The 24145-nt window shown below is 53.5% G+C and carries 21 protein-coding genes, 3 tRNA genes and 6 pseudogenes; 14 read left to right on the top strand and 16 right to left on the bottom strand.

The window, feature by feature from the left end; genetic code table 11:
- Positions 1 to 26 precede the first annotated feature (26 nt).
- The gene (locus BCA33_RS13140; RefSeq protein WP_254774392.1) at positions 27 to 488 is read right to left on the bottom strand and encodes an AraC family transcriptional regulator; all 462 of its coding nucleotides are present in this window, start codon (positions 486 to 488) and stop codon (positions 27 to 29) included.
- A gap of 308 nt (positions 489 to 796) precedes the next feature.
- Positions 797 to 1768: a response regulator gene (locus BCA33_RS13135; RefSeq protein WP_071266508.1), complete on the bottom strand. Its 972-nt coding sequence runs from the start codon at positions 1766 to 1768 to the stop codon at positions 797 to 799.
- Positions 1769 to 1884: 116 nt separating this feature from the next.
- Here BCA33_RS13135 and BCA33_RS13130 point away from each other — a divergent pair, with 116 nt between their 5' ends.
- The 3 genes and pseudogenes from BCA33_RS13130 to BCA33_RS13120 all read left to right on the top strand — a co-directional run bounded on the left by BCA33_RS13130 (position 1885) and on the right by BCA33_RS13120 (position 4113).
- Complete coding sequence (locus tag BCA33_RS13130; protein WP_071266500.1) at positions 1885 to 2367, top strand: YajQ family cyclic di-GMP-binding protein; 483 nt, start codon at positions 1885 to 1887, stop codon at positions 2365 to 2367.
- Positions 2368 to 2445: 78 nt separating this feature from the next.
- Positions 2446 to 3791: pseudogene (locus BCA33_RS13125) on the top strand (MFS transporter).
- Positions 3792 to 3796: 5 nt separating this feature from the next.
- Positions 3797 to 4113, top strand: a pseudogene (locus BCA33_RS13120) (MGMT family protein).
- Here BCA33_RS13120 and BCA33_RS13115 read toward each other — a convergent pair.
- The 3 genes and pseudogenes from BCA33_RS13115 to BCA33_RS13105 all read right to left on the bottom strand — a co-directional run bounded on the left by BCA33_RS13115 (position 4088) and on the right by BCA33_RS13105 (position 6318).
- Positions 4088 to 5254 carry a type II toxin-antitoxin system HipA family toxin gene (locus tag BCA33_RS13115; RefSeq protein WP_071266498.1) on the bottom strand — a complete coding sequence of 389 codons (1167 nt, stop codon included), beginning with the start codon at positions 5252 to 5254 and terminating at the stop codon, positions 4088 to 4090. The pseudogene BCA33_RS13120 and the gene BCA33_RS13115 sit on opposite strands and share 26 nt — an antisense overlap.
- A complete protein-coding gene (locus tag BCA33_RS13110; RefSeq protein ID WP_071266496.1) occupies positions 5244 to 5486 on the bottom strand; it encodes a helix-turn-helix transcriptional regulator in 243 nt (80 codons plus the stop codon). The genes BCA33_RS13115 and BCA33_RS13110 overlap by 11 nt, the downstream gene beginning before the upstream one ends.
- 71 nt (positions 5487 to 5557) lie before the next feature.
- Positions 5558 to 6318, bottom strand: a pseudogene (locus BCA33_RS13105) (SDR family oxidoreductase).
- 90 nt (positions 6319 to 6408) lie between these two features.
- Here BCA33_RS13105 and BCA33_RS13100 point away from each other — a divergent pair.
- The 6 genes from BCA33_RS13100 (at position 6409) to gspD (ending at position 12976) form a co-directional block, all read left to right on the top strand.
- Positions 6409 to 6951: an FxsA family protein gene (locus BCA33_RS13100; protein ID WP_071266494.1), complete on the top strand. Its 543-nt coding sequence runs from the start codon at positions 6409 to 6411 to the stop codon at positions 6949 to 6951.
- A 192-nt stretch (positions 6952 to 7143) separates the two neighbouring features.
- Positions 7144 to 7431 carry a co-chaperone GroES gene (groES, locus tag BCA33_RS13095; protein WP_071266492.1) on the top strand — a complete coding sequence of 96 codons (288 nt, stop codon included), beginning with the start codon at positions 7144 to 7146 and terminating at the stop codon, positions 7429 to 7431.
- A 79-nt stretch (positions 7432 to 7510) separates the two neighbouring features.
- Positions 7511 to 9163 (top strand): chaperonin GroEL, encoded by a 1653-nt coding sequence (gene groL / locus BCA33_RS13090; RefSeq protein WP_071266490.1) that lies wholly within the window; start codon positions 7511 to 7513, stop codon positions 9161 to 9163.
- Positions 9164 to 9339: 176 nt separating this feature from the next.
- A complete protein-coding gene (gene gspN, locus BCA33_RS13085) occupies positions 9340 to 10131 on the top strand; it encodes a type II secretion system protein N (protein WP_071266506.1) in 792 nt (263 codons plus the stop codon).
- Between the two features lie 8 nt (positions 10132 to 10139).
- Entirely contained in the window at positions 10140 to 10988 is an 849-nt protein-coding gene (locus BCA33_RS13080) for a type II secretion system protein N (protein ID WP_368087250.1), read from the top strand.
- 32 nt (positions 10989 to 11020) lie between these two features.
- Entirely contained in the window at positions 11021 to 12976 is a 1956-nt protein-coding gene (gene gspD / locus BCA33_RS13075; protein ID WP_071266486.1) for a type II secretion system secretin GspD, read from the top strand.
- 18 nt (positions 12977 to 12994) lie between these two features.
- Here the strand turns inward: gspD and BCA33_RS21930 are convergent, their stop codons facing one another.
- The 10 genes and pseudogenes from BCA33_RS21930 to purE all read right to left on the bottom strand — a co-directional run bounded on the left by BCA33_RS21930 (position 12995) and on the right by purE (position 20215).
- Entirely contained in the window at positions 12995 to 13996 is a 1002-nt protein-coding gene (locus BCA33_RS21930) for a hypothetical protein (RefSeq protein ID WP_254774390.1), read from the bottom strand.
- Positions 13984 to 14295 carry a M48 family metalloprotease gene (locus BCA33_RS21925; RefSeq protein WP_254774389.1) on the bottom strand — a complete coding sequence of 104 codons (312 nt, stop codon included), beginning with the start codon at positions 14293 to 14295 and terminating at the stop codon, positions 13984 to 13986. The genes BCA33_RS21930 and BCA33_RS21925 overlap by 13 nt, the downstream gene beginning before the upstream one ends.
- Entirely contained in the window at positions 14247 to 14996 is a 750-nt protein-coding gene (locus BCA33_RS21920; protein WP_254774388.1) for a M48 family metalloprotease, read from the bottom strand. The genes BCA33_RS21925 and BCA33_RS21920 overlap by 49 nt, the downstream gene beginning before the upstream one ends.
- An 11-nt stretch (positions 14997 to 15007) precedes the next feature.
- Positions 15008 to 15595, bottom strand: a complete 588-nt coding sequence (locus BCA33_RS13065; RefSeq protein ID WP_071266484.1) for a LemA family protein — start codon at positions 15593 to 15595, stop codon at positions 15008 to 15010.
- Between the two features lie 23 nt (positions 15596 to 15618).
- On the bottom strand, positions 15619 to 15951 hold the full coding sequence (locus BCA33_RS21915; RefSeq protein WP_368087251.1) for an EAL domain-containing protein: 333 nt from the start codon (positions 15949 to 15951) through the stop codon (positions 15619 to 15621).
- Positions 15952 to 15968: 17 nt separating this feature from the next.
- Entirely contained in the window at positions 15969 to 16274 is a 306-nt protein-coding gene (locus tag BCA33_RS21910; protein WP_254774387.1) for an EAL domain-containing protein, read from the bottom strand.
- Positions 16275 to 16504: 230 nt separating this feature from the next.
- Positions 16505 to 16879 (bottom strand): annotated as a pseudogene (locus BCA33_RS21905) (diguanylate cyclase); the annotation flags it as partial.
- Positions 16880 to 17922: 1043 nt separating this feature from the next.
- Positions 17923 to 18501 carry a superoxide dismutase [Fe] gene (gene sodB / locus BCA33_RS13055; protein ID WP_071266482.1) on the bottom strand — a complete coding sequence of 193 codons (579 nt, stop codon included), beginning with the start codon at positions 18499 to 18501 and terminating at the stop codon, positions 17923 to 17925.
- A gap of 90 nt (positions 18502 to 18591) precedes the next feature.
- Positions 18592 to 19715 (bottom strand): annotated as a pseudogene (locus BCA33_RS13050) (5-(carboxyamino)imidazole ribonucleotide synthase).
- Entirely contained in the window at positions 19712 to 20215 is a 504-nt protein-coding gene (gene purE, locus BCA33_RS13045) for a 5-(carboxyamino)imidazole ribonucleotide mutase (protein WP_071266480.1), read from the bottom strand. The pseudogene BCA33_RS13050 and the gene purE overlap by 4 nt, the downstream one beginning before the upstream one ends.
- A gap of 157 nt (positions 20216 to 20372) precedes the next feature.
- Here purE and BCA33_RS13040 point away from each other — a divergent pair, with 157 nt between their 5' ends.
- The 5 genes from BCA33_RS13040 (at position 20373) to BCA33_RS13020 (ending at position 22618) form a co-directional block, all read left to right on the top strand.
- Positions 20373 to 21329: a hypothetical protein gene (locus BCA33_RS13040; RefSeq protein WP_071266478.1), complete on the top strand. Its 957-nt coding sequence runs from the start codon at positions 20373 to 20375 to the stop codon at positions 21327 to 21329.
- A gap of 151 nt (positions 21330 to 21480) precedes the next feature.
- Positions 21481 to 22182, top strand: coding sequence for a DUF2846 domain-containing protein (locus BCA33_RS13035; RefSeq protein ID WP_083394747.1), 702 nt, complete (start codon positions 21481 to 21483; stop codon positions 22180 to 22182).
- Positions 22183 to 22312: 130 nt separating this feature from the next.
- Positions 22313 to 22388, top strand: a tRNA-Val gene (locus BCA33_RS13030).
- Positions 22389 to 22457: 69 nt separating this feature from the next.
- A tRNA-Asp gene (locus BCA33_RS13025) sits at positions 22458 to 22534 on the top strand.
- Between the two features lie 8 nt (positions 22535 to 22542).
- Positions 22543 to 22618, top strand: a tRNA-Val gene (locus BCA33_RS13020).
- A 41-nt stretch (positions 22619 to 22659) separates the two neighbouring features.
- On the opposite strand, the pseudogene BCA33_RS22565 reads toward BCA33_RS13020, so the two are convergent.
- A pseudogene (locus BCA33_RS22565) lies at positions 22660 to 24065 on the bottom strand (3-oxoacyl-ACP reductase).
- Positions 24066 to 24145 lie beyond the last annotated feature (80 nt).

Here is a 24145-nt window from a genome sequence, read left to right as displayed (position 1 = left end):
GTGGGTGAGGCGGCGGTATCGTCCGCTCAGCGGGCATAGGTTACCCAGGAGGCGAATACGTTATCGACCAACTGTGGCCTTACGATGGGGTCGTCGTAGTTGCAGTGCCAGGTCAATTTGATAGAGCCTTGCGTCATGGTGAGGCCAGTTGTGCCCATGTCGCCCACCAGTTTTTCAAATGGCGCAATGCGGGCGACGGCTTCCCCCAGGGTTGCGCAACTCATGGTGATGTAACCCAGCACGCTGTAAGAACCTGGCTGCACGAAATCGCCGGTTTCCAGCCCAAGTATCGGGTTGTTGGTGAGTTTGCACAGCAAAAAAATGAAGCGCTGAAACTGCTCACCGTTAATTCGGCCGTCGTCGGAATCCAGAATGGCTGGGTTAAGGCCGGATTGTGTAAAAAGAGATGAGGTGTCGGCACCTGCGGATTCGGCGGCGCGAACATATTGGCGAAGCGCGGCGATGGAGGCAGTTCCAAGATTTTTCATGATGGCAGCACAGTTGTTAGATATTGTGGCCAGAGTATAACGAAAGTTGTGCTTAACGACTTTAAACGAAGGGTTTGCCTGGGTGCAAAAAACAAAAAGGCCAGCAAATATGCTGGCCTAAAAAGAGAACAAACGAAAGTGCCTGAAAAATTCGTTAATTCGGTAGATTTCCCATTTGACGGCGGAGGTACAACTCGGATCCTCCGCCATGGGGGATACTGCTTAAATCCACAATCTCAGAATAGGCATTTCGCCTTGCAATGTCTGTGCGTGATGTGTGTCTCAGTGTTACGAATTGTTGGTCGTACTCAGGCGCTTGCACCCATGGTTGGCGTGGTTTCGGTAAACCGCCGTGTTTCGTAGGCATCGACCAGGCCGTGAACAGAGGCCCGCTCCATGTCTTGTATGGACGGCGTGCCGTGTTGGGCGTCGGCTTTGCAAAGCGCCATGCCGGCTTCTACAGAAATATATCCGGCTGTGGTTTTCAGGGCTTTGTGGTTAATGCCATCGAAAACCCTACGAAAGGCCGTTGTTGTGCAGTGGTCGCTGTTGGGGAAATAGGCAATGAGTGCGAACTGGTTGTCGCCCACACGGCACAGAACATCAATGGGGCGAATCAGAGCGCTTAGCCTGCGCGCAATGCCCACCGCCAGCTCGGTCATGACAGAGGGCGGGTGTTTGCGCTTCAGGTCTTGCCAGTTGCGAATACCGCACAGCACATACGCAGATGAGCCACCCCGGGATTCTGCGTGCCTCAGCATTTTAGTAAGGCGGTCGCGGCCATAGCGGCTGTTGCAAAGCCCGGTTTCCAGGTCGATGATGTTGCTGGATTCCAGCTCTCGGTTGTTTTCAATGAGCAGGGCATTAGCGCGTAGCAGGGTGTTCTGGCGATCCGCCATGCGGTCCGCAGCAAAAATCCTGGGGATTAGCTGCTTGGTCATGTCGGATTTGTAGATGAAATCGTCTACGCCCCGGTCGAACGCTTCCGCCAAGGCTTCTACGCTTTCCCGGGCAGTTAGGAGGATCACGTAGGTGTAGTGGTTGAGATGCTCATCCTGTTGGCGTACCTGGTCTGTTAGCTGCAGCCCGTCCATTTCAGGCATAAGCCAGTCTGCTATCAGCACACTCACCGGGCGTTGCTCGATCAGTTTGAGCGCCGCCGGCGCGTCGTTGGCGATACGTACGTCGCGATACCCGGCATTTCGCAGGGTCCGGCCAACCACCATACTGCTGAATTTCGCGTCGTCTACTACAAGGATAGGGAGATCTAGGTTTGGCATTGTTACCTGCTTGTACCAGTCCATTGTCAGATGCGGGGAGTTCCTGGGCTTGGTATGCTTGGCCCTTATTTTGAACCACAGAGTATACTCGCTACAGCTCCTGGAGAATAACGACCATGCCGTCTTTTGACATAGTTTCTGAAATTGATATGCACGAAGTGACCAACGCGGTGGATCAAACCAAGCGGGATCTTGGCAACCGTTGGGATTTTAAAAACGTGGATGCGGACGTTGAACTGGATGAAAAGGGCATTACGATCAGTGCCCCTCAGGAATTCCAGCTTGAGCAGCTTATGGATATGCTGCGGATGACCTTCGCCAAGCGCAACATCGATAGCCGTGCCCTGGAAGAGGATGGCGACAGCAAAGCCGGCAAGCTGGTAAAGCAGCATTTGAAACTGAGGCAGGGCATTGAAACCGACATGGCCAAAAAGGTTGTGAAGCTGATCAAGGATGCCAAGCTGAAGGTACAGGCCAGCATTCAGGGCGACAAGGTTAGGGTAACCGGTAAGAAGCGGGACGATCTGCAGACCGCGATGGCATTGTTACGTGAGACCGAGCTGGAAATACCGCTGCAGTTTAATAATTTCCGCGACTGAACCGGAGGCTCCACCATTTCAACCGGCACCCGCCTGGACCTGATTCGGGATACGCTCTACACCTACACTCGTTGGCAGGTGGTTGCTTTGCTGTTTCTCGGTTTTTCCGCCGGGTTGCCGTTTCTGTTGGTCTTTTCCACGCTGAACGCCCGCTTGGCGGATGTGGGTGTGGAAACGGCCACCATCGGGTTTTTCAGTTGGCTAGGAATAACCTATTCCATCAAGGTGTTCTGGGCCCCGGTGGTGGATCGCCTGAAGCTGCCAGTGCTGGACAGGCTGCTGGGTAAGCGCCGGAGCTGGATACTGCTAGCACAGGTGGGTATTGCCACTGGTTTGTACCTGATGGCCCATGTGGACGCCATCGCCGTGCCCGAAACCATGGCGCTGTGCGGCCTATTGGTGGCGTTTTCTTCTGCCACTCAGGATGTGGCCATTGATGCCTATCGTATCGAGATTGCTGAAGAGCGGCTGCAAGCTGCGCTGGCCGCAACCTATATTTTTGGCTATCGGTTGGCGTTGCTGGTTGCGGGCGCGGGCGCTTTGTACCTGGCAGAGTTTTGGTCCTGGCAGGTGTCCTACGAAGTGATGGCGGCTCTGGTTGGTGTGGGTGCGTTAACCGTGCTGGTGGTGAAAGAGCCTGAGGTGAACCATTTTTCTGCTGCTCAGGATATCGCACATAAAATTGAGCAGGAAGCTGCGAAGCGCACTCATCTCGGCCTCGGGTAGCTCGCTTTGCCGGTTGGTTCTATGCCGCTATAGCTGGGCCGTTTCTGGACTTTTTTCGGCGCTATAAAGAGCTGGCGTTTGTTATTCTGGTGATGGTGGCGGTGTATCGCATTTCAGACATCGCGATGGGTGTGATGGCCAATCCTTTCTATCTCGATTTTATGGGTTTCAGTAAAACCCAGGTTGCGGATGTCACCAAGATTTTCGGATTTTTCATGACCATTGCAGGTTCTCTGGCGGGCGGTGTTCTGGTTGTGCGTTATGGCACGAGAAAGATCCTGCTGGCGGGCGCCATTATGACGGCAGCTACCAACCTTTTGTTTGTGTTTCTGGCCCAGTATCCGCCGAATCTCGCAACTCTGGCATTGGTGGTGAGCGCCGATAACCTAAGTGGTGGTATTGCCAACGTGGCCTTGATTGCGTGGCTTTCCAGCATGACCAGCGCCTCTTTTACGGCCACCCAATATGCACTGTTCAGCTCCCTTATGACCTTGCCCGGAAAGTTCCTGGGTGGGTTCTCGGGCATGGTTGTCGCAGGCTTTGGTTATGCGGAGTTCTTCCTTGTGGCTGGCCTGATGGGAATCCCCGCCATTCTTCTGGCCTGGTTCCTGATTCGCCAAGGCAAGCGCTTGGATGCGCTGGCGCCTGACCATACGGGGAGTGGTGGCTCAGACGTTGGCCAAACAACAAGTGGGTGAGCGTTATGGAGCAACCAACGGAACCGAGTAAAGACCAGAAAATCTGGCAGGTGGTCATCGCTATCCCACCCGGGAAGGTTGCAAGCTACGGCCAAGTGGCCGAAATGGCGGGTCTCGGCCGACAGGCGCGCTACATAGGTCGCGCCCTAGGCAAGCTTCCGAAGGGCCACTCTGTGCCTGGTACCGGGTTATCCGTAGCAATGGCCAAATCGCGTTTCCGGAAGGCTCCGAGATTTATCGGAAGCAGGTTAGCCTGCTGGAAGCCGAAGGTGTGGAAGTGGTTAATGGCCGAGTGGCTATGGGGCGGTTTCGTTGGCAATAAGCGTTTGTAGGCGTTCAAGTACCATCAACTGATCGCAGCCTGGGCTCTGAGCAAGTCGTGTTGCGATGTAAGACGATAACTTTTCCATGGCTTGTCGGCACTCGTCGTACAGTTCGCCGGCTCTGGATGCTGTCAGCTCGCAGGCTTGCATGCCGAAGCGCTCAAGCTGATTGCGAGAGATCCACCTCTTGCTGCCCGCAAGTGTTAGCGCCGGTATGTCCTGATGAATGTATGCTGTGGTGCAGACAATGTCATAAGCTGGTGCAAGCCAAATGGACGCAGTGCTCTCGTAGATTAGGCCAAAGTTTTTTAGGTGCGCATCGCCATTTTGCAGCGCGTTGCTAATTACGAGTATTTTAAAGAACTGCTCCAAAGAAGATTTTTTGTTTTCAGGGCTTACAAAGGTCTTTATGGTTTTTGCGATCCGTTCATAGCTTCCCGAGTATTTGTCTTCTCGTTGTTTCGCCTGAAGCACGCACATATCTTCAAAACCGAGCGCGCTACCATCCTCCTTTAGATCGAACCTTTTCATAATAAACAACGATTCGTCGTCCGAAAGATAGAATTCTGGTACCGGAATCCCCGCATACTTACTGGCTAACATGCAGCAGTATTCATTAAGTGCAAGGGCTGGGTAGTCTGGGCCCCAAGCTTTAACAATGAAGTCATCCAGCTGCAGAGTCACTTTGTTCTCAAGCTGTGCCAGTACCTTAGGCTGCACGCCACTCAATGCCGAGCGCAGCGCAAACCGTGAAACCAATTCTTCGAACAGGCTCGGGTTATCGGAGTGCAGAAGTGTGTCCAAGTGCAGTGGTGACTTATCGAGCTGTTTATCACGGGCATATTCAACGCGCCCACGAATATTGGGGGCAAGCAATTTCAAAAGCCCAAAGTCGTCGGTGTCAGTAATTTTCGTAAACTGCTTCTTTATGATCGAAAGCAGGTAGCCTTCGGGCAGATGCATCTCGAATATGGGGTGCAGGCGAGGATGGTTATAATCCTTCTTGCGAACAGGCATGGTCAGCGAAACAAACTGATCGGGGAGGGCTGTCTCGTAATAACGGAATACGAATTCTTTGGTTTCCTGAAATACCTTACCTGCATTACGCGTGCCGACGTGTACGCCTAATTCATCGCTCATCCCTAAGCTCCTCAAGGGTCGGGAAAGGTGATTTGTCCCGAATGGCTAATTCCTTGCCCAGGTAGTCCAGTACTTTCATGACTTTCTTAATGCCAATATCACCCGAGCGGCCATTTTCAAGCGCATTGATGGTCGCGCGGGATATACCGAGGTGTTCAGCCATTCTTTGCTGAGACACCCCGTGTTGCTGGCGCAAGGTTGATATTGATTGCCCTAGGGCTTGGTAGTCCATATTACAAACGACTTGGCTAATTTACTTTACATATTAGTTTTATTTTTAGTTTTGTAAAGTATTTTGGTCAACTACAGACGCAAAGCCCCATCTACCTCAATCATCCGGCCGGATAAGTAGTCGTTTTCAAAGATGAAAGCGGCGGTTGAGGCGATTTCTTCTGGTTTGCCCATGCGTTTGAGGGGAATGCCTGCGGCCATTTTCTCCAAAGCCTCTGGCTTCATGGAGGCGGTCATTTCGGTTTCTATAAATCCGGGTGCTATGCCCATGCAGCGAATGCCATAACGGGCGAGCTCTTTTGCCCATACAGGCACCAGGGCAGATACTCCGGCTTTGGCAGCGGAGTAGTTGCTTTGGCCCATGTTGCCGGCTCGGGAAATAGAGGCGACGTTGATGATAACGCCTTTATTTTCATGTTTGATCATATGGGTGGCGGCTTCGCGGCCACACAGGAATACGCCCGTCAGGTTAACGTCGATAACGGCCTGCCACTGGGACAGTTCCATGCGTTTTTCTACTTGGCCTTCTTTCACTTTTACCATGAGGCCGTCGCGCAATATTCCAGCATTGTTCACCAGACCGTTCAGCTGGCCGAGGTCCTTCATAATGGCTGCAAAGGTTTTCTCTACATCGTCTTCTTTGGCGACATTACACACGTAGGTTTTCGCTTCGCTGCCCGCCGCTATGCAGGCTTGAGCTGCTTCTTCAAGTTTCTCTGGCATTAGGTCGATCAGGCCAGTCGGGCGCCTTTGGCAGCCAGGTACTCGGCCATAGCTCGGCCCAGACCTTGGCCGCCGCCGGTAATTGCAATTACGGAATCTTGAAGTTTCATGTTTTGCCCTAAGTTAGTTAGAAGGTGTTATCTGAAAGGCTGCGAGTGTACCAGACCTTGAAATGCCCAAACCCCAAATGTGAGAGCCTGATGTCCATATTATTTTTTGTTTTCATTATCATGCCGATCGCTGAAATGGCGGTACTTATTCAGGTTGGCGGCATGATTGGTGTGTTTAATACCATTGGCTTTGTTCTGCTAACGGCGGTACTTGGCGCCTGGCTGTTGCGCCAGCAAGGTATGGCAACCTTACTTAAGGCCAATCAGCGTTTGAACAGCGGCGAGCTGCCTGCAAAGGAGGTTGCTGAGGGGCTGATTCTGGCGGTTGGCGGTGTGCTTTTGATCACTCCAGGGTTTATTACCGATACCATCGGATTTCTTTGTCTCATTCCTTTTACTCGGTATTGGCTGTCTGCATTGGCGCTGAAGCGAATGGTGGCTTCTAGCAAGAGCGGTGGCTTTTATTTTCGTGCCGGTGGTGGCCAAAGCCCGTTTGGGCAAGACCCTTTTGGTGATCGAAGTAATCCCTTTGGCGATCAGCGCCCGTTCGACCGGGGTGGCAACGGCGATATTATCGAAGGGGAGTATCGGGATGAAACAAAAACCGACCACGAACGTCTTGATAAAAAGTGAAAAATTTATCGGGGCGGGTGTTGAAAACCCCTGCGCCAGCCCCACATAGGATTCACAAGTTCGCTGCGGGCTGATATCTACTGGAAAACAGTAGGTTACAAGCCGGGCAATTTTGTCAGATTGAAACAACAATCTGGCCATCAACAGCAAATGTCATTGCCACATTTATCTGACTATTGGAGACGCCGAGCAATGAAGATTCGTCCGTTACACGATCGTGTTGTAGTACGCCGTAAGGAAGAAGAAGAGAAAACTGCGGGTGGCATCGTGCTGCCGGGCAACGCTAAAGAGAAGCCGTCACAGGGTGAGGTTGTTGCCGTTGGTAACGGTCGCGTTCTGGACAACGGTGAAACTCGTGCGTTGGCAGTTAAAGCGGGTGATACCGTGGTATTTGGCCAGTATGCCGGCAACACTGTAAAGGTTGACGGTGAAGAGCTGCTTATCATGAGCGAAAGCGATATTTACGGCGTGCTTGAGTGATCGCTGAAGCAATTCGCACGAACAGTCATTAACTCGATTGATTCCACGAATTCGGTTTTAACGAACAGGAATAGAAGACATGTCAGCAAAAGAAGTCAAATTCGGTGATAGCGCCCGTAAACGTATGGTTGCAGGCGTCAACATTCTAGCGGACGCCGTTAGAGTAACGCTTGGCCCCAAAGGTCGTAACGTGGTTTTGGAGAAGTCTTTCGGCTCTCCATCGATCACTAAAGACGGTGTGTCGGTTGCCAAAGAAATCGAACTGAAAGACAAGTTCGAGAATATGGGCGCCCAGATGGTGAAGGAAGTTGCTTCCCAGGCCAACGATACAGCGGGTGACGGCACAACAACTGCGACCGTTCTTGCTCAGTCCATCGTTAACGAGGGCGTAAAGGCAGTCACTGCCGGCATGAACCCGATGGATCTGAAGCGCGGCATCGACAAGGCAACTGCAGAAGCAGTCAAAGCCATTCGCGAAATGGCCAAGCCTTGCGACGATAACCGCAACATCGCTCAGGTTGGCACCATCTCCGCCAACGGCGACGAGACCATCGGCAAGCTGATTGCAGATGCGATGGAAAAAGTTGGTAAAGAAGGCGTAATCACGGTTGAAGAAGGCCGTGGCCTGGAAGACGAGCTAGACGTTGTGGAAGGCATGCAGTTTGATCGCGGCTTCTTGTCTCCGTACTTCATCAACAATCAAGACAACATGTCTGTTGAACTTGATGACCCGTACATACTTCTGGTTGACAAGAAAATTTCCAACATCCGTGAACTGCTTCCGGTGCTGGAAGCTGTTGCCAAAGCTGGCAAGCCGCTGATGATCATCGCCGAAGATATCGAAGGCGAAGCTCTGGCGACTCTGGTTGTGAACAACATGCGTGGCATTGTGAAAGCTGCCGCCGTTAAGGCGCCTGGTTTTGGTGATCGCCGCAAAGAAATGCTGCAGGACATCGCCATTTTGACTGGCGGTACTGTGATTTCTGAAGAAGTAGGTCTGAGCCTTGAGAACACCACTCTGGACGACCTGGGTACGGCTAAGCGTGTGAACCTGACCAAGGAAAACACCACCATCATTGATGGCGCCGGCGCACAGGCCGACATCGAAGCCCGCGTTGAGCAGGTTCGTAAGCAGATTGAAGACAGCACTTCAGATTACGACAAAGAGAAGCTTCAAGAGCGTGTGGCCAAGCTGGCTGGCGGCGTTGCCGTCATCAAGGTAGGCGCTGGCTCTGAAGTGGAAATGAAAGAGAAGAAGGCCCGCGTTGAAGACGCGCTTCACTCTACCCGTGCTGCGGTTGAAGAAGGCATTGTGCCTGGTGGCGGTGTAACCCTGATCCGTGCTATTGCTGCGCTGGACAACGTTGATGCTATCAACGAAGAGCAAAAAGCGGGCGTGAACATTCTACGCCGCGCTATGGAAGCGCCTCTGCGCCAGATCGTTGCCAACGCAGGTGGTGAGTCGTCTGTGGTTGTTGCCAAGGTTCGGGAAGGCAAAGGCTCCTTCGGTTATAACGCTGCTACCGAAGAGTACGGCGATATGCTGGAGATGGGCATCCTCGATCCGGCCAAGGTAACTCGCTCTGCGCTGCAGGCTGCGGCTTCTGTGGCCTCTTTGATCATCACCACTGAGGCGATGATTGCGGATGAGCCAGACGATGGCGCATCGGGTGGCGGCATGCCAGATATGGGCGGAATGGGTGGAATGGGAGGCATGGGCGGCATGATGTAATGCTGGCCATAGCTTGCTGATCCCGACCACGTCTCAAAATACCGGGCGTGGCCTGATCTGCTTTTAAAAACCCCGTGCTGGTTCACACTGGCGCGGGGTTTTTTGTTTTTTTGTCATGAACTTGGCCGGAGCGTTTGCTAGACTCGGCAACCGGTCAACTGTCTGTGTGCAACCGAATGAGTGACACTGAATCAAAACCTTTTCTTCGCCCCGGCAAGTTGTTTTTGCTTGTGTTGCTTGGGCTGTTTGTTTATCTGGGTGCACTCATTGTTTTTGTTCCTGCTGGCTGGGTTTGGCATCACGCCTCTCCCCATGTTGCCTTGCCGCCTCAAGTGCAGGTGCAGCAGGTGTCTGGCAGGGTTTGGAATGGCGCAGCAGGTGTGGTTGTTGCCGGCTTTCCGGTGCGGGTTGAGTGGCAGTTAGGTTGGCCATCTGTTACTGCACTGGAGCAGCCTGTGCGAATTTCTGTGGAATCCCTGCAGTCGTCGGTTTCGGGTGATTTAGCTTTTGGTTGGCCAGCGAACGCGCGAGTGAATGCTCGCGGCCATGTTGCCGTTTCAGAGTTTGAAGAGATAATCCGCCGCAGTGGTGGTGCCATGATTGAAGGCGACGTGAGCATAGATCGCTTGGCGCTGGAGTGGGCAGACGACCGTGTTGTGCGCGCGGACGGCCTTGGCCGGTGGGCCGGTGGCAATGTGAGCTGGCCCATGGGTAACCAGACTGGGCAGGCAGAGTTCCCACCCATGCAGGCTAACCTAGATACCACAGACGGTGGCGTGGTGCTGGTGGTTGCCGAGCAGGCCGGTACCGGTCCTGCTGCAGATGCCAATATCCTTTGGAACGGTATGATGGAGTTGCGGATTTATAAGCGCATGATCGATCTCGCCGGCCAGCCTTGGCCAGATTCTGCAAGCCCCGATGACGTTGTGTTTCGTGTAAGGCAGCCATTGTTGCCGGGGGCGCGTTGATGGTTTCCATGCCAGCACCAGAAACCCAGCACAGGATTGCAAAAGCGATCGCCAATGTACTGCTCGTGTGGTTGGTGCTCTATTTGAGCGTGGCCCTTGCGAACATTACTTGGCTTTTCGCCTGGCAGGATAAGCCGGTTGCGGTTGCTCCTGCCGTCGGCTCGTTCGGAGCTCGAGCGTTGGAAAACTCCGGCAGTTATCCCATGGCTAACTACGAGTTTTTTGGCCGGGCGGAAGTCTCGGGTGAGGTAGCCGCAGCTGTTAAGCGCTCTGCTCCTGAAACCGGTTTAAGGCTCAGGCTTGAAGGCGTTTCGGTGGCGCAGCGCCCGGAAGACTCAGGTGCTATAGTGGCCGGCAGCAACGGTGAAACCGAGTGGTATCGTGTGGGTGATTTGCTGCCAGGCAATGCCGAGTTGGCAGAGGTAGAGGTCGGGCGCATACTGATTCGCCGTGGTGGTCGTTACGAATCCTTGACGTTTGAAGAGGATGGGGAGACCACAATGGTTGCAGAAGTGACCCAAGAGTCGGCAGAATCATCACCGGAAGCGTTTCTGGATAATGCCCGACAACAACTGGATAGCGAAGGTGCAGCTGCTCTGACGCCTTATGGCCTTAGCCCAGTGGACGACAGTGGTGGTTCAGGTTATGTGTACAACGGCTCTAATGCCATGTTAAACGCTGTAAATCTCAAAGCCGGAGACGTAATTACCGCCATCAACGGGCAGCGCCTGGGTGATGTGCAGCAGGATAGGTCGCTGCTGGAAAGCTGGCGCGGCCAAGCCAGTCTGGATATAGAAATCGAACGTGACGGATCTTTCCTCACAATAAGTTATGCCATACCTGAGCAGTGGCGCTGACAGGGTTCATCGATACAGGACGAAATCGCCAGATGTATAACCACAAAACAAATTTTCTGCGGGCCCTCGCTCTGCTTATTCTTCTTCCTTTGATGTCTGTAGCCCACGGCCAGGATGAAACCTGGCGATTGAACCTTAAAGATGCAGACATACGCGCCTTCGTAACTCAGGTGGCGGACATTACCGGTTACAGTTTTGTGGTGGACCCTCGGGTAAAAGGGAAGGTTACAGTGCTTTCCAGTGCCCCGATGAACAAACACGAGATTTACGACTTGTTCCTTGCGGTGCTCAACGTGCATGGTTTTACCGCCATTCCCGGCGAGGAAGTCATTAAGGTGGTGCAGCAGGTGGATGCGAAGCAGTCCGCCGAAGTCTTAGGCCGGTTCCCCAGCATTCCTTCCGAGCAGCTTATAACCCGGGTGATTCAGGTTAATAACGCCAATGCGCTGGAGTTGGTGCCTATTCTTCGGCCCTTGGTGGCAAAGTACGGTCACCTTGCGGGTGTCGCTGCAGCCAATGCCCTGATTATTAGTGACCACGCCTCAAATATAAAGCGCATGGAGCAGATTGTTCGGGAGCTGGATAGCCCCTCCAAGTATGAAGTGGAAGTGATCAAGCTTAAGGAGGCATGGGTCGGCGATATGGTAACCCTGTTACAAGAGCTTGCGCCGGATGAGCTAGGCCGTGGGGGTAACGATAACTCTGTCAGAAAATACAGCGTCACCGCGGATGAGCGTAGCAATCGCCTTATCCTTCGGGGCGATGAAACCTTCCGTGGCAAGATACGCGGCCTGATCTCTCAACTGGATCAGCCTTCTGCCAGTGGCGGTGCAACCAAGGTTATCCGTCTTAAGCATGCCGATGCGAAGAACCTCACTGAGATCCTGAATGGTGTCATGGGCGAGCGAACTAAGGAGGGTTCCGGTGGTGCTGCAAGTGGTGGCGCCAGCACGAGGCCCCAAGGTAGGTTTACGGTGTTTGCTGATGAGGGCCTGAACGCACTGGTAGTTCGCGGCGAGCCTTCGCTGATGCAGGAAGCCGAGGAAATTGTGGCTGCGCTGGATGTGCGTCGTGCTCAGGTAATGATTGAGGCAGCCATTGTAGAAATTAGCGATGAGTTGGGTCAGGATCTTGGCGTTCAAGTAGCCCTGGGTGATGAGTCGGGCTCCTCGACGCCTGTGATGGGAACAAACTTTGGCAATGTAGGTAAGAGCTTAGGTGATGTGCTTAGCGCAATACTGACGGAATCTGCCATAGCACCAGCGGTTGGGGGCATCACGGTAGGAGCCGGCCAGAGAAACGAAAATGGCATAAGCTGGGGCATTCTTCTGCAGGCGCTTTCTACCTCTGCTGCCGCTAATCTGCTTTCGACGCCTAGCCTCATCACTCTGGACAACCAAGAATCGGAAATTATTGTCGGCCAGAATGTTCCGTTCCGTACGGGGCAGTCCACCGTAACGGGTGATGGCACCACCAACCCGTTTACCACTATTGAGCGCCGGGATATTGGTCTTACCCTGAAGGTGACCCCAACAATCAGTGCAGATGGCTTGGTGAGGCTGGTGGTGGAGCAAACCACCGAGAGTGTGGCCGACAGTATTGAAGATGCTTCTGATATTGTGACCAATAAGCGGGAGATAAAAACAACCGTGTTGGCGGATGATGGTGAAACCATTGTGCTGGGCGGTCTCACCCGCGATGACTACATGGTCAACAAGAGCAAGGTTCCCCTGCTGGGCGATATTCCCTATCTCGGCCGCCTGTTTTCATCTGAATCTGAGCGCCGTGTAAAACGCAACTTGCTGGTTTTTTTGCGGCCGAAGATCATGCTGGGTAAGGCAGATGCAGTTGCTGCCACGTCGGAGAAGTTTAATAAACTCTGGAAGGTGAACCTGGATGTTCGCGATAAGCTTGGCTTGCCGGAAAGAAGAAGTAATCCGAACGTTGATGTACTGTTTAGCCCGGGGGAGGGTGCGCTGGCTCAGTAAGCCAGCTACCACCCTTATTCACACCACCATCGGCGGCATTGGGCAGTCCATCTGATCCGCCACTAATCTCATGAGTTCGTATTCGCGCGGCTCGATCACACCATCATAGGTGATGCAGTGCCCACAGGCGTCGATGACGGCGGGCTTTAGCAGTGGTGATAGCCCGTTTAGCGTCTTCAGGGCTTCCTGTAGCTGCCGCATCGTAACTTTTGTCAGCATTGAGTTATCGGCATGGCCCTTGCTGGCAAAGCCTGCGATGGCTTCATGGTAAAGGCTCTTTGCGTCTGCCTCTTCACCCGAGCCGGCTCGTGCCAGCAGGCTCAACAGCCTCTGTAGTGCCGGCATCACCGTTTTGTAACTACGGTGGCGAACAGGTATTGCTCTTTCTGAATCTGCGCCTAAATGGCGTGAGAGAAAGCTGGTAAGCGCCAACTCAAACAGCGTAACCCGGTTATCTGCACTCACCAGTTTTCTTACGTTTCGAATCAGTTCAGCGCGTTCATCCGGGTCTAGCTTGCGCAGTGCAGGCATGGCGAGCTCCAGCGCAGGGAAGCGCACAGCCTCGCCAAGGCTCTGAAGGGCCGGGGTCAGTTTTGCCAGCAGGTCGGACTGTGCGCCAAGCAACGAATGGTCGGGAAGCAGTTTGAGGCGCTCAGACTTCTGGTGCTCGCTCAGATCGCTAATGAGCAGGGCGTAACAGAGCTGAATAGCGCCAGCCCGGGTATACAGTAAACCGCGAAACGTTGATGGCAGGTGTTGCAGCAGTTTTATAGCAAAGTCTTCACCTTCTGGGCTGATCGTACCGACTCTTTCTGAAAGCTTTTGTGCAATCTCCGGGGCTGCCACAGATGTGGCGATGGCCGAGCCGGAATGTGATGTGCGCCGGCCTGAGATGGAACCAAACCGGTCTGTGGCTGCTCCTGCGAAGCCGGAAGCCTCTGCTGGGCTTTGCCCGGAGGTTGCCGCGCGCAGATCGTCGCCAGTCTCTGTATCCCGAAGGCGGCTTTTCAGACGCGCCATAAGCCCGGCTGGATCGCGTTGATACGTTGTTCAATAGGGGGGTGGGAGGCAAGCAGCGACGAGAACTTCATGCGGGCGCTTTCGCCGAAGCACATGTGGTTCATGTCACTGGCGTGGCCGGTGGTATCCAGATAGCTGCCTCGAAGCCCGATTTTGAAAAGGGCACCGCCAATACCGTCGGGGTTTCGGGTAAATTGCACCGACGAGGCATCGGCCAGCGTTTCCCTCTGGCGCGATACAGCAGCCTGAATCAAGCGTCCGAAAAATACACCCACGTAGCCGATAACAAACAGAGCCACGCCAAGAATTCCCATGGCTGCCTGGCGCGACCATCACGATTGCGTGCCGATGATCGCCCGCCGCTGTAGAACGACGCATGAAGCAGAAAGCTTCCTATCTGACCGATCATTAATATGCCCGAAAGCAGGGCGATAAGGCGCACGTTAAGGCGCATGTCACCGTTAAATATGTGGCTGAACTCGTGACCCACAACGCCCTGTAGTTCATCCCGGTTTAGCTGCGTGATGGAACCATGGGTGACCACCATAACGGCGGAGCCGGGCGTATACCCGGCAACGAAAGCGTTGATCCCCGTTTCGTTGTCCATGATGTAGAGTTCCGGCACGGCCACGCCGCTGGCAATGGCCATTTCCTCTACAATATTGCGCAGTTTGCGCTCATCGCTGTCACGGGTATCCGGATCAATAGGCCGCGCGCCCACCATTTTCGCAACGCGACTGCCTCCACCGGCAAGATCTACCCAGCGTATGAGTGAGCCCATGCATATGAGCAGCACCACAGCTGAGGCGGTAATCAACCCGTGGCTGGTGAGTAGCCAGTAATGGAAGGGTAAGCCCGAGGTTTCGCTGCGGGTTACCAAGTAACCCACGAGGCATACGGCCAGGGTGATCAGCGCCACGGCGGTGAGGAACAGAAATACGAGAAGGCTGGTGTTGCGCCGGGCACTGGCCTGGCGCTGGAAAAAACCGGGATGAGCCATGGGTCAGGGCCTCAGAAGGCCACTTTGGGTGCCTGGCGGGCCTCGGGAGACTCAAGTTCCAGTTGGGAGGTTTCCTTGAATGCAAGCATGCCGGCGATCACGTTGTTGGGGAATTGCTCGCGGAAGATGTTATAGCTCATTACGCCATCGTTGTAGGCTTGGCGCGCAAAGGAGACCCGGTTTTCCGTGCTTGAAAGTTCTTCCATCAGTTGCTGGATGGTTTCGTTGGCTTTCAGATCCGGGTAGTTTTCGGCTACGGCATAGAAGTTGGCGAGGGCTTTGGTGAGCAGGTTCTCGGCGCCACCCAGGCGTTGAATTTTGGTGCCGTCTCCAGGATCTTTGGCGGCATCTTTCTGGGCGCTTACGGCGCTGTTTCGGGCTTCCATAACCTGGGTCAGCGTTGATTTCTCGTGCACAAGGTAGGCCTTGGCGGCTTCGACCAGGTTGGGAATAAGATCGTGCCTGCGCTGGAGCTGGACATCAATTTGGGCAAAGCCATTTTTGAACTGGTTGCGCAGAGAAACCAAGCGGTTGTAGATAAATACCAGATAGATTACAGCAACAGCGATAACGATCAGGCCAATAATGGTAGTGCCCATGGCAACTCCTCACAGGTAATGAATCAGGCGTTATTTTCTACAAGTTTCTGGTGAAATCCTTGAACGAATTTCTCAAAATCGGCGGGGCGCAGGGGTTTGCTAAAGAAGTACCCCTGCGCCAGCTTACAACCCCGCTGGCTAAGGTAATATTCCTGTTCTGCGGTTTCTACACCTTCTGCAACGACCGTCAGGTTAAGGCTTTTGCCTAGATCGATGATGGTGTTGGCGATGCGGGTGTCTTCCTCGTTAACCAGCAAGTCTCGAATGAACTGCTTGTCGATCTTCAGGTGTTTTACCGGCATTTTCTTAAGATAAGTCAGGGACGAATAGCCGGTACCGAAGTCGTCTACCGCTATGCTGATGCCTGCACGATTCAGGCATGTAGTTTGGCCACGGCATCGGAGAGGTTGGTCATAAAGCTTGTTTCTGTTACTTCCAGTTCCAGCCGGCCGGCGGGGATATTGTGACGCTTCAGCGTATCCAGGATGTCATCCACAATGCGGTCCTGGCGCAGCTGTACCGCAGACAGGTTGACGGCAATGCGCAGAGGAAGCCCTTTTTCGGCCCACAACCTGGCTTGCAGGCAGGCCCGTTCCAAAACCCACTGGCCAATCTCAACAATGGAGCCATTATTCTCGGCAAAGGGGATGAAATAATCCGGTGGTACCAACCCGCGCACAGGGTGCTCCCAGCGCAGCAGGCTTCTGCGCCAATGACCCTTTTGGTCTGGAGATCGACTTGGGGCTGGTAAACCAAGTGCAGCTGATCTAGTGACAAAGCCTCGGAAAGATCCTTCTCGAGCTGTTTGCGATCGCGGATTTCCTGATCAATGCTTGCCACGTAAAACTGGAAGTGATCCCGGCCTTTTTGCTTGGCCAGCATCATGGTCTGTTCCGCACTTTGTAGAAGTCGATCTGGCTGGATGGCGTCGGAGGGGTATAGTGCGATGCCCAAGGTTGCTGTCATCGAAATGTTTTGGCCTTCCACTCCTATGGTTTCACTGATGCCGGCCAGAATGGCTTCTGCGGTATCGGCTGCCTGAAAACCGTCTTTAAGCCCTTTCTCGACAACCACAAACTGATCGCCGCCAAGGCGAGCAATGATAAAGCGCGAGCCGCTCAAGCATTCAAGGAGTCGATCCGCCACGGCTTGCAAAGTGAGGTCCCCGGTTCGAAAGCCGCATTGATCATTGATGGATTTAAAGTCATCAATGCCACAGACGATCACAGATAACAGGGTGTGGTTGCGTTTGGATTCTTCTATGTCGGCCTGCAACAGTTCCATAAAACTGTCCCGGCTCAGCAGCCCGGTAAGCTGGTCATAGCGGGCGAGCCTGCTTACCCTGTCTTCAGCTTCGCGATGGCGTTTCTGGCTTTTGCCAATGGCCATAAGCAGAGTGTTAGTGGTGTTCACCCAGTGTCCAAGCTCATCTTTTTCATGGCCGGCTGGAGTCGCAATCAGGCGATCGTCTGGATTTTCAGGGTCCACCTGTTTTACTGAGTGCACAATTCGCAGCAGTGGACGGGTAAGCAGCATGTAAAAAACGAAGTACAACACCATGCCCAAAATTACGGCGGTAGCCACGACGGAGGTGAGGGTAATCATGGCGCGGCCCAGCCACATATGGCCAGTCGGCGAGGTATCATAGTGAACTATAAAGTACCCGTATACGGTATCTAAATCGCCGTTACGCTTAAGTTCTGTGCGAAACTGGCGCTCGGCGCCAAAAATCCAATTAATCAGCGGTCTGAATGCGCTGTCTATTAAGGGGCGCTCGCGGGTACTTAGGGGGTCGCCGTTAGCGTGAAGAATCTGGGCCAGGTGCACGGCTTCATGGGCAAACAGGCCGTCGACTACTTGGTTTGCCAGGTCGGCGTCTATGCTGAACACAGCTTGGGTCGTGGCATCTTTAACCATGGCAATGGTCTGACTGGCCTGGTTGTCCAGATCAGTCGAAACGCGCCGTGCATCGATTACCACCTGAATGGCGCTAACGATCACGCCACTGATCAGCGCAACCGCGAGTATCCATCTCAGGATGCGGTAGTCAAGGCGGTTTTCAACCTCAAAAAAGTTCTGCATTCAGACCTGTCTTTAGCCTGCTGGTCAGGCGTATATGTACTTGTAAAACACATGGCGGACAACTCAGGCCACGGTTCAGGCGTAAACTATACTGTATAGAGTATCGGTGATTTCCCCGAAGACTTCAGGGCGCTAACGTTATTATTTGTAAGTTTAATAAAAGATTACACAAAAACGCCCGCGTAGAAGCGGGCGTTTTGTATTCAGCCGTTTGCTGGCTGTATCTGGAAAGCCTGTTTACCTAATTAGGCCAGGTTTTCGTTCACAAAATCCCAGTTAACCAGGTTCCAGAACGCTTCCAGGTAGTTCGGGCGGGAGTTGCGATAATCAATGTAGTACGCGTGCTCCCACACATCAACGGTTAGTACTGGCTTGTCAGTACCGGTCAACGGTGTTTCTGCATTGCTGGTGTTGGCAATAGCAACACTGCCGTCTGCTTTCTTGACCAGCCAAGTCCAGCCAGAACCGAAGTTGTTGGCGGCCTTGTCGTTGAACTCTTTTTTGAAGTCATCGAACGAGCCAAAGGCTTTTTCGATAGCTTCTTTGGCCGCACCGGTAGGCTCGCCGCCGCCGTTCGGGCTCAGGCAGTTCCAGTAGAAAGTGTGATTCCATACCTGGGCTGCGTTGTTGAACAGCGGGCCGCTGGCGCTTTTGATGATGTCTTCGAGCGACTTGCTTGCGTTTTCGGTACCTTCAACCAGACCATTCAGCTTGGTGACGTAAGTGTTGTGGTGCTTACCGTAATGGTACTCGAGGGTTTCAGCAGAAATATGTGGTTCCAGAGCATTCTTTTCGTAAGGTAGTGCCGGAAGTTCAAAAGCCATGAGGTCGTCTCCCTGTTTCTCTCAGTTATATTTGAATGTCACCGCTCTAATATAAGGTCGATCTGAGCAATATCAACCCTGCAATGCGATTCAGCCCTTGCTGATAGAGTCTAGCGAACTGCTGAACTCTGGGCTGCCGGGCAAAAACTGAACACAGTTCCTTACCCGCCACACCAGTTCGGCGTAGTTGTCCGCCAGAACGTTTACATGGCCAAGCTTGCGGCCAGGCCGCTCGCCTTTATTGTAAAGGTGTACATGAGCGTAAGGGAGTTCCAGCAGGCGTTCAACATCCCCGTGTTCCGCGATGATGTTAATCATGCAGCTCAGACCGCGCGGTTCAACGCTACCCAAAGGGTGCCCGCTCACAGCCCGGATATGGTTCTCAAACTGGCTGGTCATCGCGCCTTCGATGGTCCAGTGCCTGAGTTGTGAACCCGCGGTGCCATCTCATTTGCCACCAGGCCATTAGCTGTTTCAAACAGCTCCAGAGTAAGTACACCTACGTACTCCAGTTCGTTAAGCAGAGCTTTGATGTAGTGCTCTGCATCTTCCTGAACGTGCTTTTCCAGCTTCGGCGCTGGGGCAATTGAATAGCGCAGAATGCCTTCGTGGTGGGTGTTTTCTGATATGGGATAAAAGGCCAGTTGGCCATCCTCAGCACGTACGGCAATGATGGAAACTTCACGGCTGAATTCCACAAACTTTTCGACCATCAGCCGTGGGTGCCCGATGGATTCCCAGGCTTCTTCTGCATCTTCCGGGCTTTTAAGTACCGCTTGGCCTTTTCCGTCGTAGCCCTCGGTGTTGGATTTCGCCACCACCGGGCAGCCCAGGCTTTCGGCTGCCGCTTTCAGTGATTCGGCGCTGTCTGCAATTTTCCACTGGGGTGTGGGGATGCCAAGTTCGCCGAACAGTGTTTTCTCAGCTTCGCGGTTCTGGCAAATCTGCAGTGCGCGGGGGGAGGGGTGAACGGGCTTTTGTTTCGCCAGCTTTTCGGCCACCTCTACCGGGAGGTGTTCAAATTCGTAGGTAACGCGATCCACCCGGGACAGAAAATCGTCCAGGTATTGGCCTTCGCGATCAATGATCACTTCACCCAGCCCGGCACTGGGGCTGCCTGACATGTCGTAGAAAACAAAGGTTTTGGCCAGCGGGTACCCAGCAAGGGCGAGCATTCTTCCCAGTTGGCCGGCGCCTAATACACCAATTCTCATTTGTGTTCTCCAGCCACTGTTGGGTCGGGGTTGTCGAGAATTGTTCGAGTCTGTGTGGCTCGGAATTCATCCACAGCTATTCGTACACCTTCATCAAAGGTGCCAATAATCTGCGCGGCCAGCAAACCGGCGTTGGTGGCGCCCGCGTTGCCAATCGCCAGGGTGCCTACGGCAATGCCGCCGGGCATTTGTACGATGGAGAGTAACGAATCAAGGCCGCTGAGTGCTTTGGATTGCACTGGCACGCCCAGTACTGGCAGAGATGTCTGTGATGCCACCATACCAGGTAGGTGGGCAGCGCCGCCGGCGCCTGCGATAATGACTTTCAGGCCGCGGTCGGAGGCGCTTTTTGCGTAATCGAAAAGCAGATCCGGCGTGCGGTGGGCTGAGACGACTTTTGTTTCATAGGCGACGCCGAGTTTTTCGAGCATGCTGGCGGCATGTTCCATGGTGGGCCAGTCGGATTTGGAACCCATGATAAGTCCTACAAGCGGCTGCATACGCAACAGTCCTGTCATAATTGGAAAGCCGGCCATTGTATGTTTTGGCTATCTACCATGCAAGGAAGGTGTCTGTATGCTTCGTCATTTCAACCTATCAACAACTGCATGTATTATCAGTGCCAGTTAATTAAACCGTCCATATTCAGGAGCTGTAATGGAACCCATCCGTCCAGATGACGATGAACTCAGAGCCGAGCGGCCTGTTGGTGCACCGGAGCATAAAGCGCCGGCCCAGAAGAAGCCGAAGTCGTCAGGCGAAGATGCAGGTGGCACGTCCAAGCCGCCGAAATCGGCCAAGGGAGGCGATAATGGCGGCAGTGGCCGTTCGAGTTTGGCTGTTTTGTGGTTGCTGGTTGTTGCTGTGGCGGTAGCTTCGGTAGCGGGATGGTACTCACAGAGTCAGAGGATTCAGTTACTTGAAGCGCAGCTGGAAGAGGCAGATTACGGCGCCCGGCAGAGTAAGCTGGCGTTGGCGAGGTTTGAAGGGGATCTGTCGGAAACGGGGGAGAGCCTGCAGGAGCGTGGTGCGTCACTGACGGAGCAGATGGAATCCCAGAAGAAGCTTCTGGATGAAGCGGGTAGCGAGATTCGTAAGCTCTGGGTGATCGCAAACGAGCGCAATAAGAAACGGCTGAATGACCACCAGGAGCGGATTGCCGCCGCAGAGTCAGATCTTGCGGAAGGTAAGAAAACGTTGGCGGATGTGGGCTCCACGGTTGAGAAGGTTCGGACTTCCTTGAGTGCGGATGTGGCCGCATTAACAAAGCAGACGGAAACCTCAGTTTCGGCTCTGGAAGATGCAAACCGGCAGGCGGCTGAGAAGCTAACTGCTTTGAGTAAGCAATTTGCGGATGTCGATCAGCTGGTTGAGCGGCGTGTACGCCGCTTTGAGCAAGAACAGAAGCTGGGGGTCAGTGGGATAGAGGGGCGTTTGTCGGCTTTGGAGAAGAGGGTGTCTGGCAGCGGTGGTGATAAAGACCTCGGAAATGAGTTGTCGGCTTTGAAGCGAAATGTTCAGGCCATCGACTCGTCGCGCGCTCAGCTTACGTCGCGCCTTGTGCGTTTGTCGGAGGAGGTTAATCAGCTTCGTGGTCAGGTATCTCGTCAGTAGCCGATCGTAAATTTCCACTGGCGTTGTCGCACGGAAGCGGGCGCCGGGTTTTGTAACGGTTTGTTATTCATCCCTTGCGGTAGCTCTCATTTATACGGTTTGGCAGTTGCTATGATCAAGCAACTCACCAAAGGATGAAGAGTTAACAAAAATGAAAACCCCAGTGTCTTTTTTTGAGCCTTCCAAACTGCGCTCGTTTTGTTTTCGTGTTTTGATCGTCGTGTCGCTGGTGTCCGCATCTGGGTGCACGATTTATCAGTCTATTGGTAAAAGCACCGGGTCGTTCCTGCACCCAGTTTCGGGCCATGACTTTGTGCACATTGATAACGATAGCTGGGATCGCAAGTATGCGGTTCTGTATTTCTATCGAACTGACTCTGAATGGGCTGGCGATGAAATCGAAGCGCCCAGCGTTTATGTTGATGATTCCCACTATTTCAATATTCGCAATGACAGCTTCACGTGGCTTGTTGTAAAGCCCGGAGAGCGCCATATCGCCATGCGCAGACCGTTGCTTGGTCTTGAGGGCATGAACTCGTTCAGTTTAAGCCTGATTGCAGATGCCACCCTTCATGTTGAGCCGGGCGGGATTTATTATCTTCGGTACAACGAGTTGTCTGAACCAACCCAGATCCACCCCGAGCTAGACCCTGAACACCCTCTTGCCCAGGGGGATTTGCAGTTAGTTACGCGCGAGTACGCCATGCAAAGGCAGGAGATTGTTTCAACCCGTTTCCTGAACAGCGATTTACTGGCACCGAACCATGCCGCGGTGTCTATTGTGGAGGCCAATGAAGAAGCTGATCGTGAGCGCCGTGAGGCGGCAGAATCGGACGGGTGGTGGTTTTTTTAGGGTTTCCGGAAAAAGATTTGACACCGCCGGACAAATGCTTAAAATGCGCCTCTCACTTGGTTGAGCAATGAAGTCTGTTTACAGGCAACATCAGCGTTTTCAAGTGAGTGCCTTTGAAAGGTACCAGTGTGGGTGGTTAGCTCAGCTGGGAGAGCATCGCCCTTACAAGGCGAGGGTCACTGGTTCGAGCCCAGTACCACCCACCACTTTCTTTCAAGGTACGCATCGAGCTCTTGAGTTTGGTGCACGGTTCAGGCTTAATGCCGAATCGATGCGGAGCGGTAGTTCAGTTGGTTAGAATACCGGCCTGTCACGCCGGGGGTCGCGGGTTCGAGTCCCGTCCGCTCCGCCACTCTTTCTGGGTGGTTAGCTCAGCTGGGAGAGCATCGCCCTTACAAGGCGAGGGTCACTGGTTCGATCCCAGTACCACCCACCAGATTTTGAAAAGGGCAAGTCCATTGGACTTGCCYTTTTTTTTTACTTTCCGATCAGTGATTGCCCGCATACTCGTACAACGTTTCCGTTCACGCCACCAGATGCCGGGCTGCAATACCAAGCTATGGTTTCTGCCACATCTACAGGCTGGCCGCCCTGAGACAAGCTGTTCATACGACGACCGGCTTCACGCAAGGTTATGGGCATGGCGGCTGTCATCTGGGTTTCAATAAAGCCTGGCGCTACAGCGTTAACGGTAACGCCGTTCTTCACCTGTTTAGCCATGGCTTCCACATAACCAATCACGCCAGATTTTGCTGCAGAGTAGTTGGTTTGCCCAAAGTTGCCAGCAATGCCGCTGATGGACGAGATACAAACAATGCGGCCGTTTTCTTTAAGCAAACCCCGGCTCATGAGTTCGTCGTTAATGTGCTCTTCAGCAGTCAGGTTAACGGCGATGGTCATATCCCAGAAATGCTCGGGCATATTGCCTAGTGTTTTGTCGCGGGTAATACCTGCGTTGTGAATAACAATATCCAGCCCGCCAAAATGCTTTTCAGCAAAGTCTGCAATCTTCTTGGGAGCGTCTGCCGCCGTAATGTCACACGCCAGGCTTTGCCTTTGATGGCGCTGGTGACTTTTTCGAGTTCTTCCATGGCAGGTTCGATATCCAGCCCGATCACGGTGGCGCCGTCTCTGGAAAGAGTTTCCGCAATGGACGCGCCAATACCGCGTGAGGCTCCGGTTACCAGGGCAACCTTTCCGGTAAGAGGAGCAACCGGATTTGTGGTCGGCGCACTGGTGGCTTTTCCGATACGAACAACCTGGCCGGAAACATAGGCGGACCGGGCAGAAAGGAAGAAGCGAAGGCTGGATTCCAGCTGCGTTTCGGAGTTGGGGGCCATCCAAAGCAGGTTGGCCGTTGCGCCTTTCTTGCCAACTTCTTTACCTACGCTGCGGGTGAAGCCTTCCAAGGCTTGTTGTGCTGCAGCCTGGGGTGCTTTGCGGCAAGTTGCCGGATCCTGGCCCACGATCACAACACGGGCGTTCGCGCCGAGTTTTTTGATGGTAGGGTGGAAGAAATCGTAAAGGGCGCGAAGATCTTCAGGGCCTTTCAGGCCGGTGGCGTCGAATACCAACGCTGCAAACTTTGTTTCTTTGCCGGAAGCTACATCCAATGCCTGCGCTTTGTTACCGGCTTTTGATGAGTCTTCCAGTGTGGTTTTACCGCTGGCATGGTGCAGTGTGGCGGCGCTGGCACCGAGAACGCGGCCAATGGTCGAGATGGCCTTGCCGCCGTTGCCCGCGCCGACTAGCACATCACCCTCAATAAAAGGTTGATCTGCACGCTTGAGGCGTTTAAGAGGTACGGGTGAGGGTAACCCAAGGGATTGAGCTGCGGTTTTACCCATAGGTGTATTTACAAGTTTGAGATAAATGTCAGACATGGCTTCGTCCTTGTGTTGCTAAGATGTGTGGAGCATGTTGGTTACACAGAGTAAAGAATCCGTAAGCTATGTGATTGACT

The organism is Marinobacter sp. AC-23, assembly GCF_001858325.1.
Lineage (GTDB): Bacteria > Pseudomonadota > Gammaproteobacteria > Pseudomonadales > Oleiphilaceae > Marinobacter.
This window is presented reverse-complemented; position numbering and strand designations above follow the sequence as displayed.

Coding starts and splice junctions, on each gene's coding strand:
- BCA33_RS13140 (WP_254774392.1), bottom strand. CDS start 488: ATGAAAAATCTTGGAACTGCCTCCATCGCCGCGCTTCGCCAATATGTT.
- BCA33_RS13135 (WP_071266508.1), bottom strand. CDS start 1,768: ATGCCAAACCTAGATCTCCCTATCCTTGTAGTAGACGACGCGAAATTC.
- BCA33_RS13130 (WP_071266500.1), top strand. CDS start 1,885: ATGCCGTCTTTTGACATAGTTTCTGAAATTGATATGCACGAAGTGACC.
- BCA33_RS13115 (WP_071266498.1), bottom strand. CDS start 5,254: ATGAGCGATGAATTAGGCGTACACGTCGGCACGCGTAATGCAGGTAAG.
- BCA33_RS13110 (WP_071266496.1), bottom strand. CDS start 5,486: ATGGACTACCAAGCCCTAGGGCAATCAATATCAACCTTGCGCCAGCAA.
- BCA33_RS13100 (WP_071266494.1), top strand. CDS start 6,409: ATGTCCATATTATTTTTTGTTTTCATTATCATGCCGATCGCTGAAATG.
- groES (WP_071266492.1), top strand. CDS start 7,144: ATGAAGATTCGTCCGTTACACGATCGTGTTGTAGTACGCCGTAAGGAA.
- groL (WP_071266490.1), top strand. CDS start 7,511: ATGTCAGCAAAAGAAGTCAAATTCGGTGATAGCGCCCGTAAACGTATG.
- gspN (WP_071266506.1), top strand. CDS start 9,340: ATGAGTGACACTGAATCAAAACCTTTTCTTCGCCCCGGCAAGTTGTTT.
- BCA33_RS13080 (WP_368087250.1), top strand. CDS start 10,140: ATGCCAGCACCAGAAACCCAGCACAGGATTGCAAAAGCGATCGCCAAT.
- gspD (WP_071266486.1), top strand. CDS start 11,021: ATGTATAACCACAAAACAAATTTTCTGCGGGCCCTCGCTCTGCTTATT.
- BCA33_RS21930 (WP_254774390.1), bottom strand. CDS start 13,996: ATGGCGCGTCTGAAAAGCCGCCTTCGGGATACAGAGACTGGCGACGAT.
- BCA33_RS21920 (WP_254774388.1), bottom strand. CDS start 14,996: ATGGCTCATCCCGGTTTTTTCCAGCGCCAGGCCAGTGCCCGGCGCAAC.
- BCA33_RS13065 (WP_071266484.1), bottom strand. CDS start 15,595: ATGGGCACTACCATTATTGGCCTGATCGTTATCGCTGTTGCTGTAATC.
- sodB (WP_071266482.1), bottom strand. CDS start 18,501: ATGGCTTTTGAACTTCCGGCACTACCTTACGAAAAGAATGCTCTGGAA.
- purE (WP_071266480.1), bottom strand. CDS start 20,215: ATGCAGCCGCTTGTAGGACTTATCATGGGTTCCAAATCCGACTGGCCC.
- BCA33_RS13040 (WP_071266478.1), top strand. CDS start 20,373: ATGGAACCCATCCGTCCAGATGACGATGAACTCAGAGCCGAGCGGCCT.
- BCA33_RS13035 (WP_083394747.1), top strand. CDS start 21,481: ATGAAAACCCCAGTGTCTTTTTTTGAGCCTTCCAAACTGCGCTCGTTT.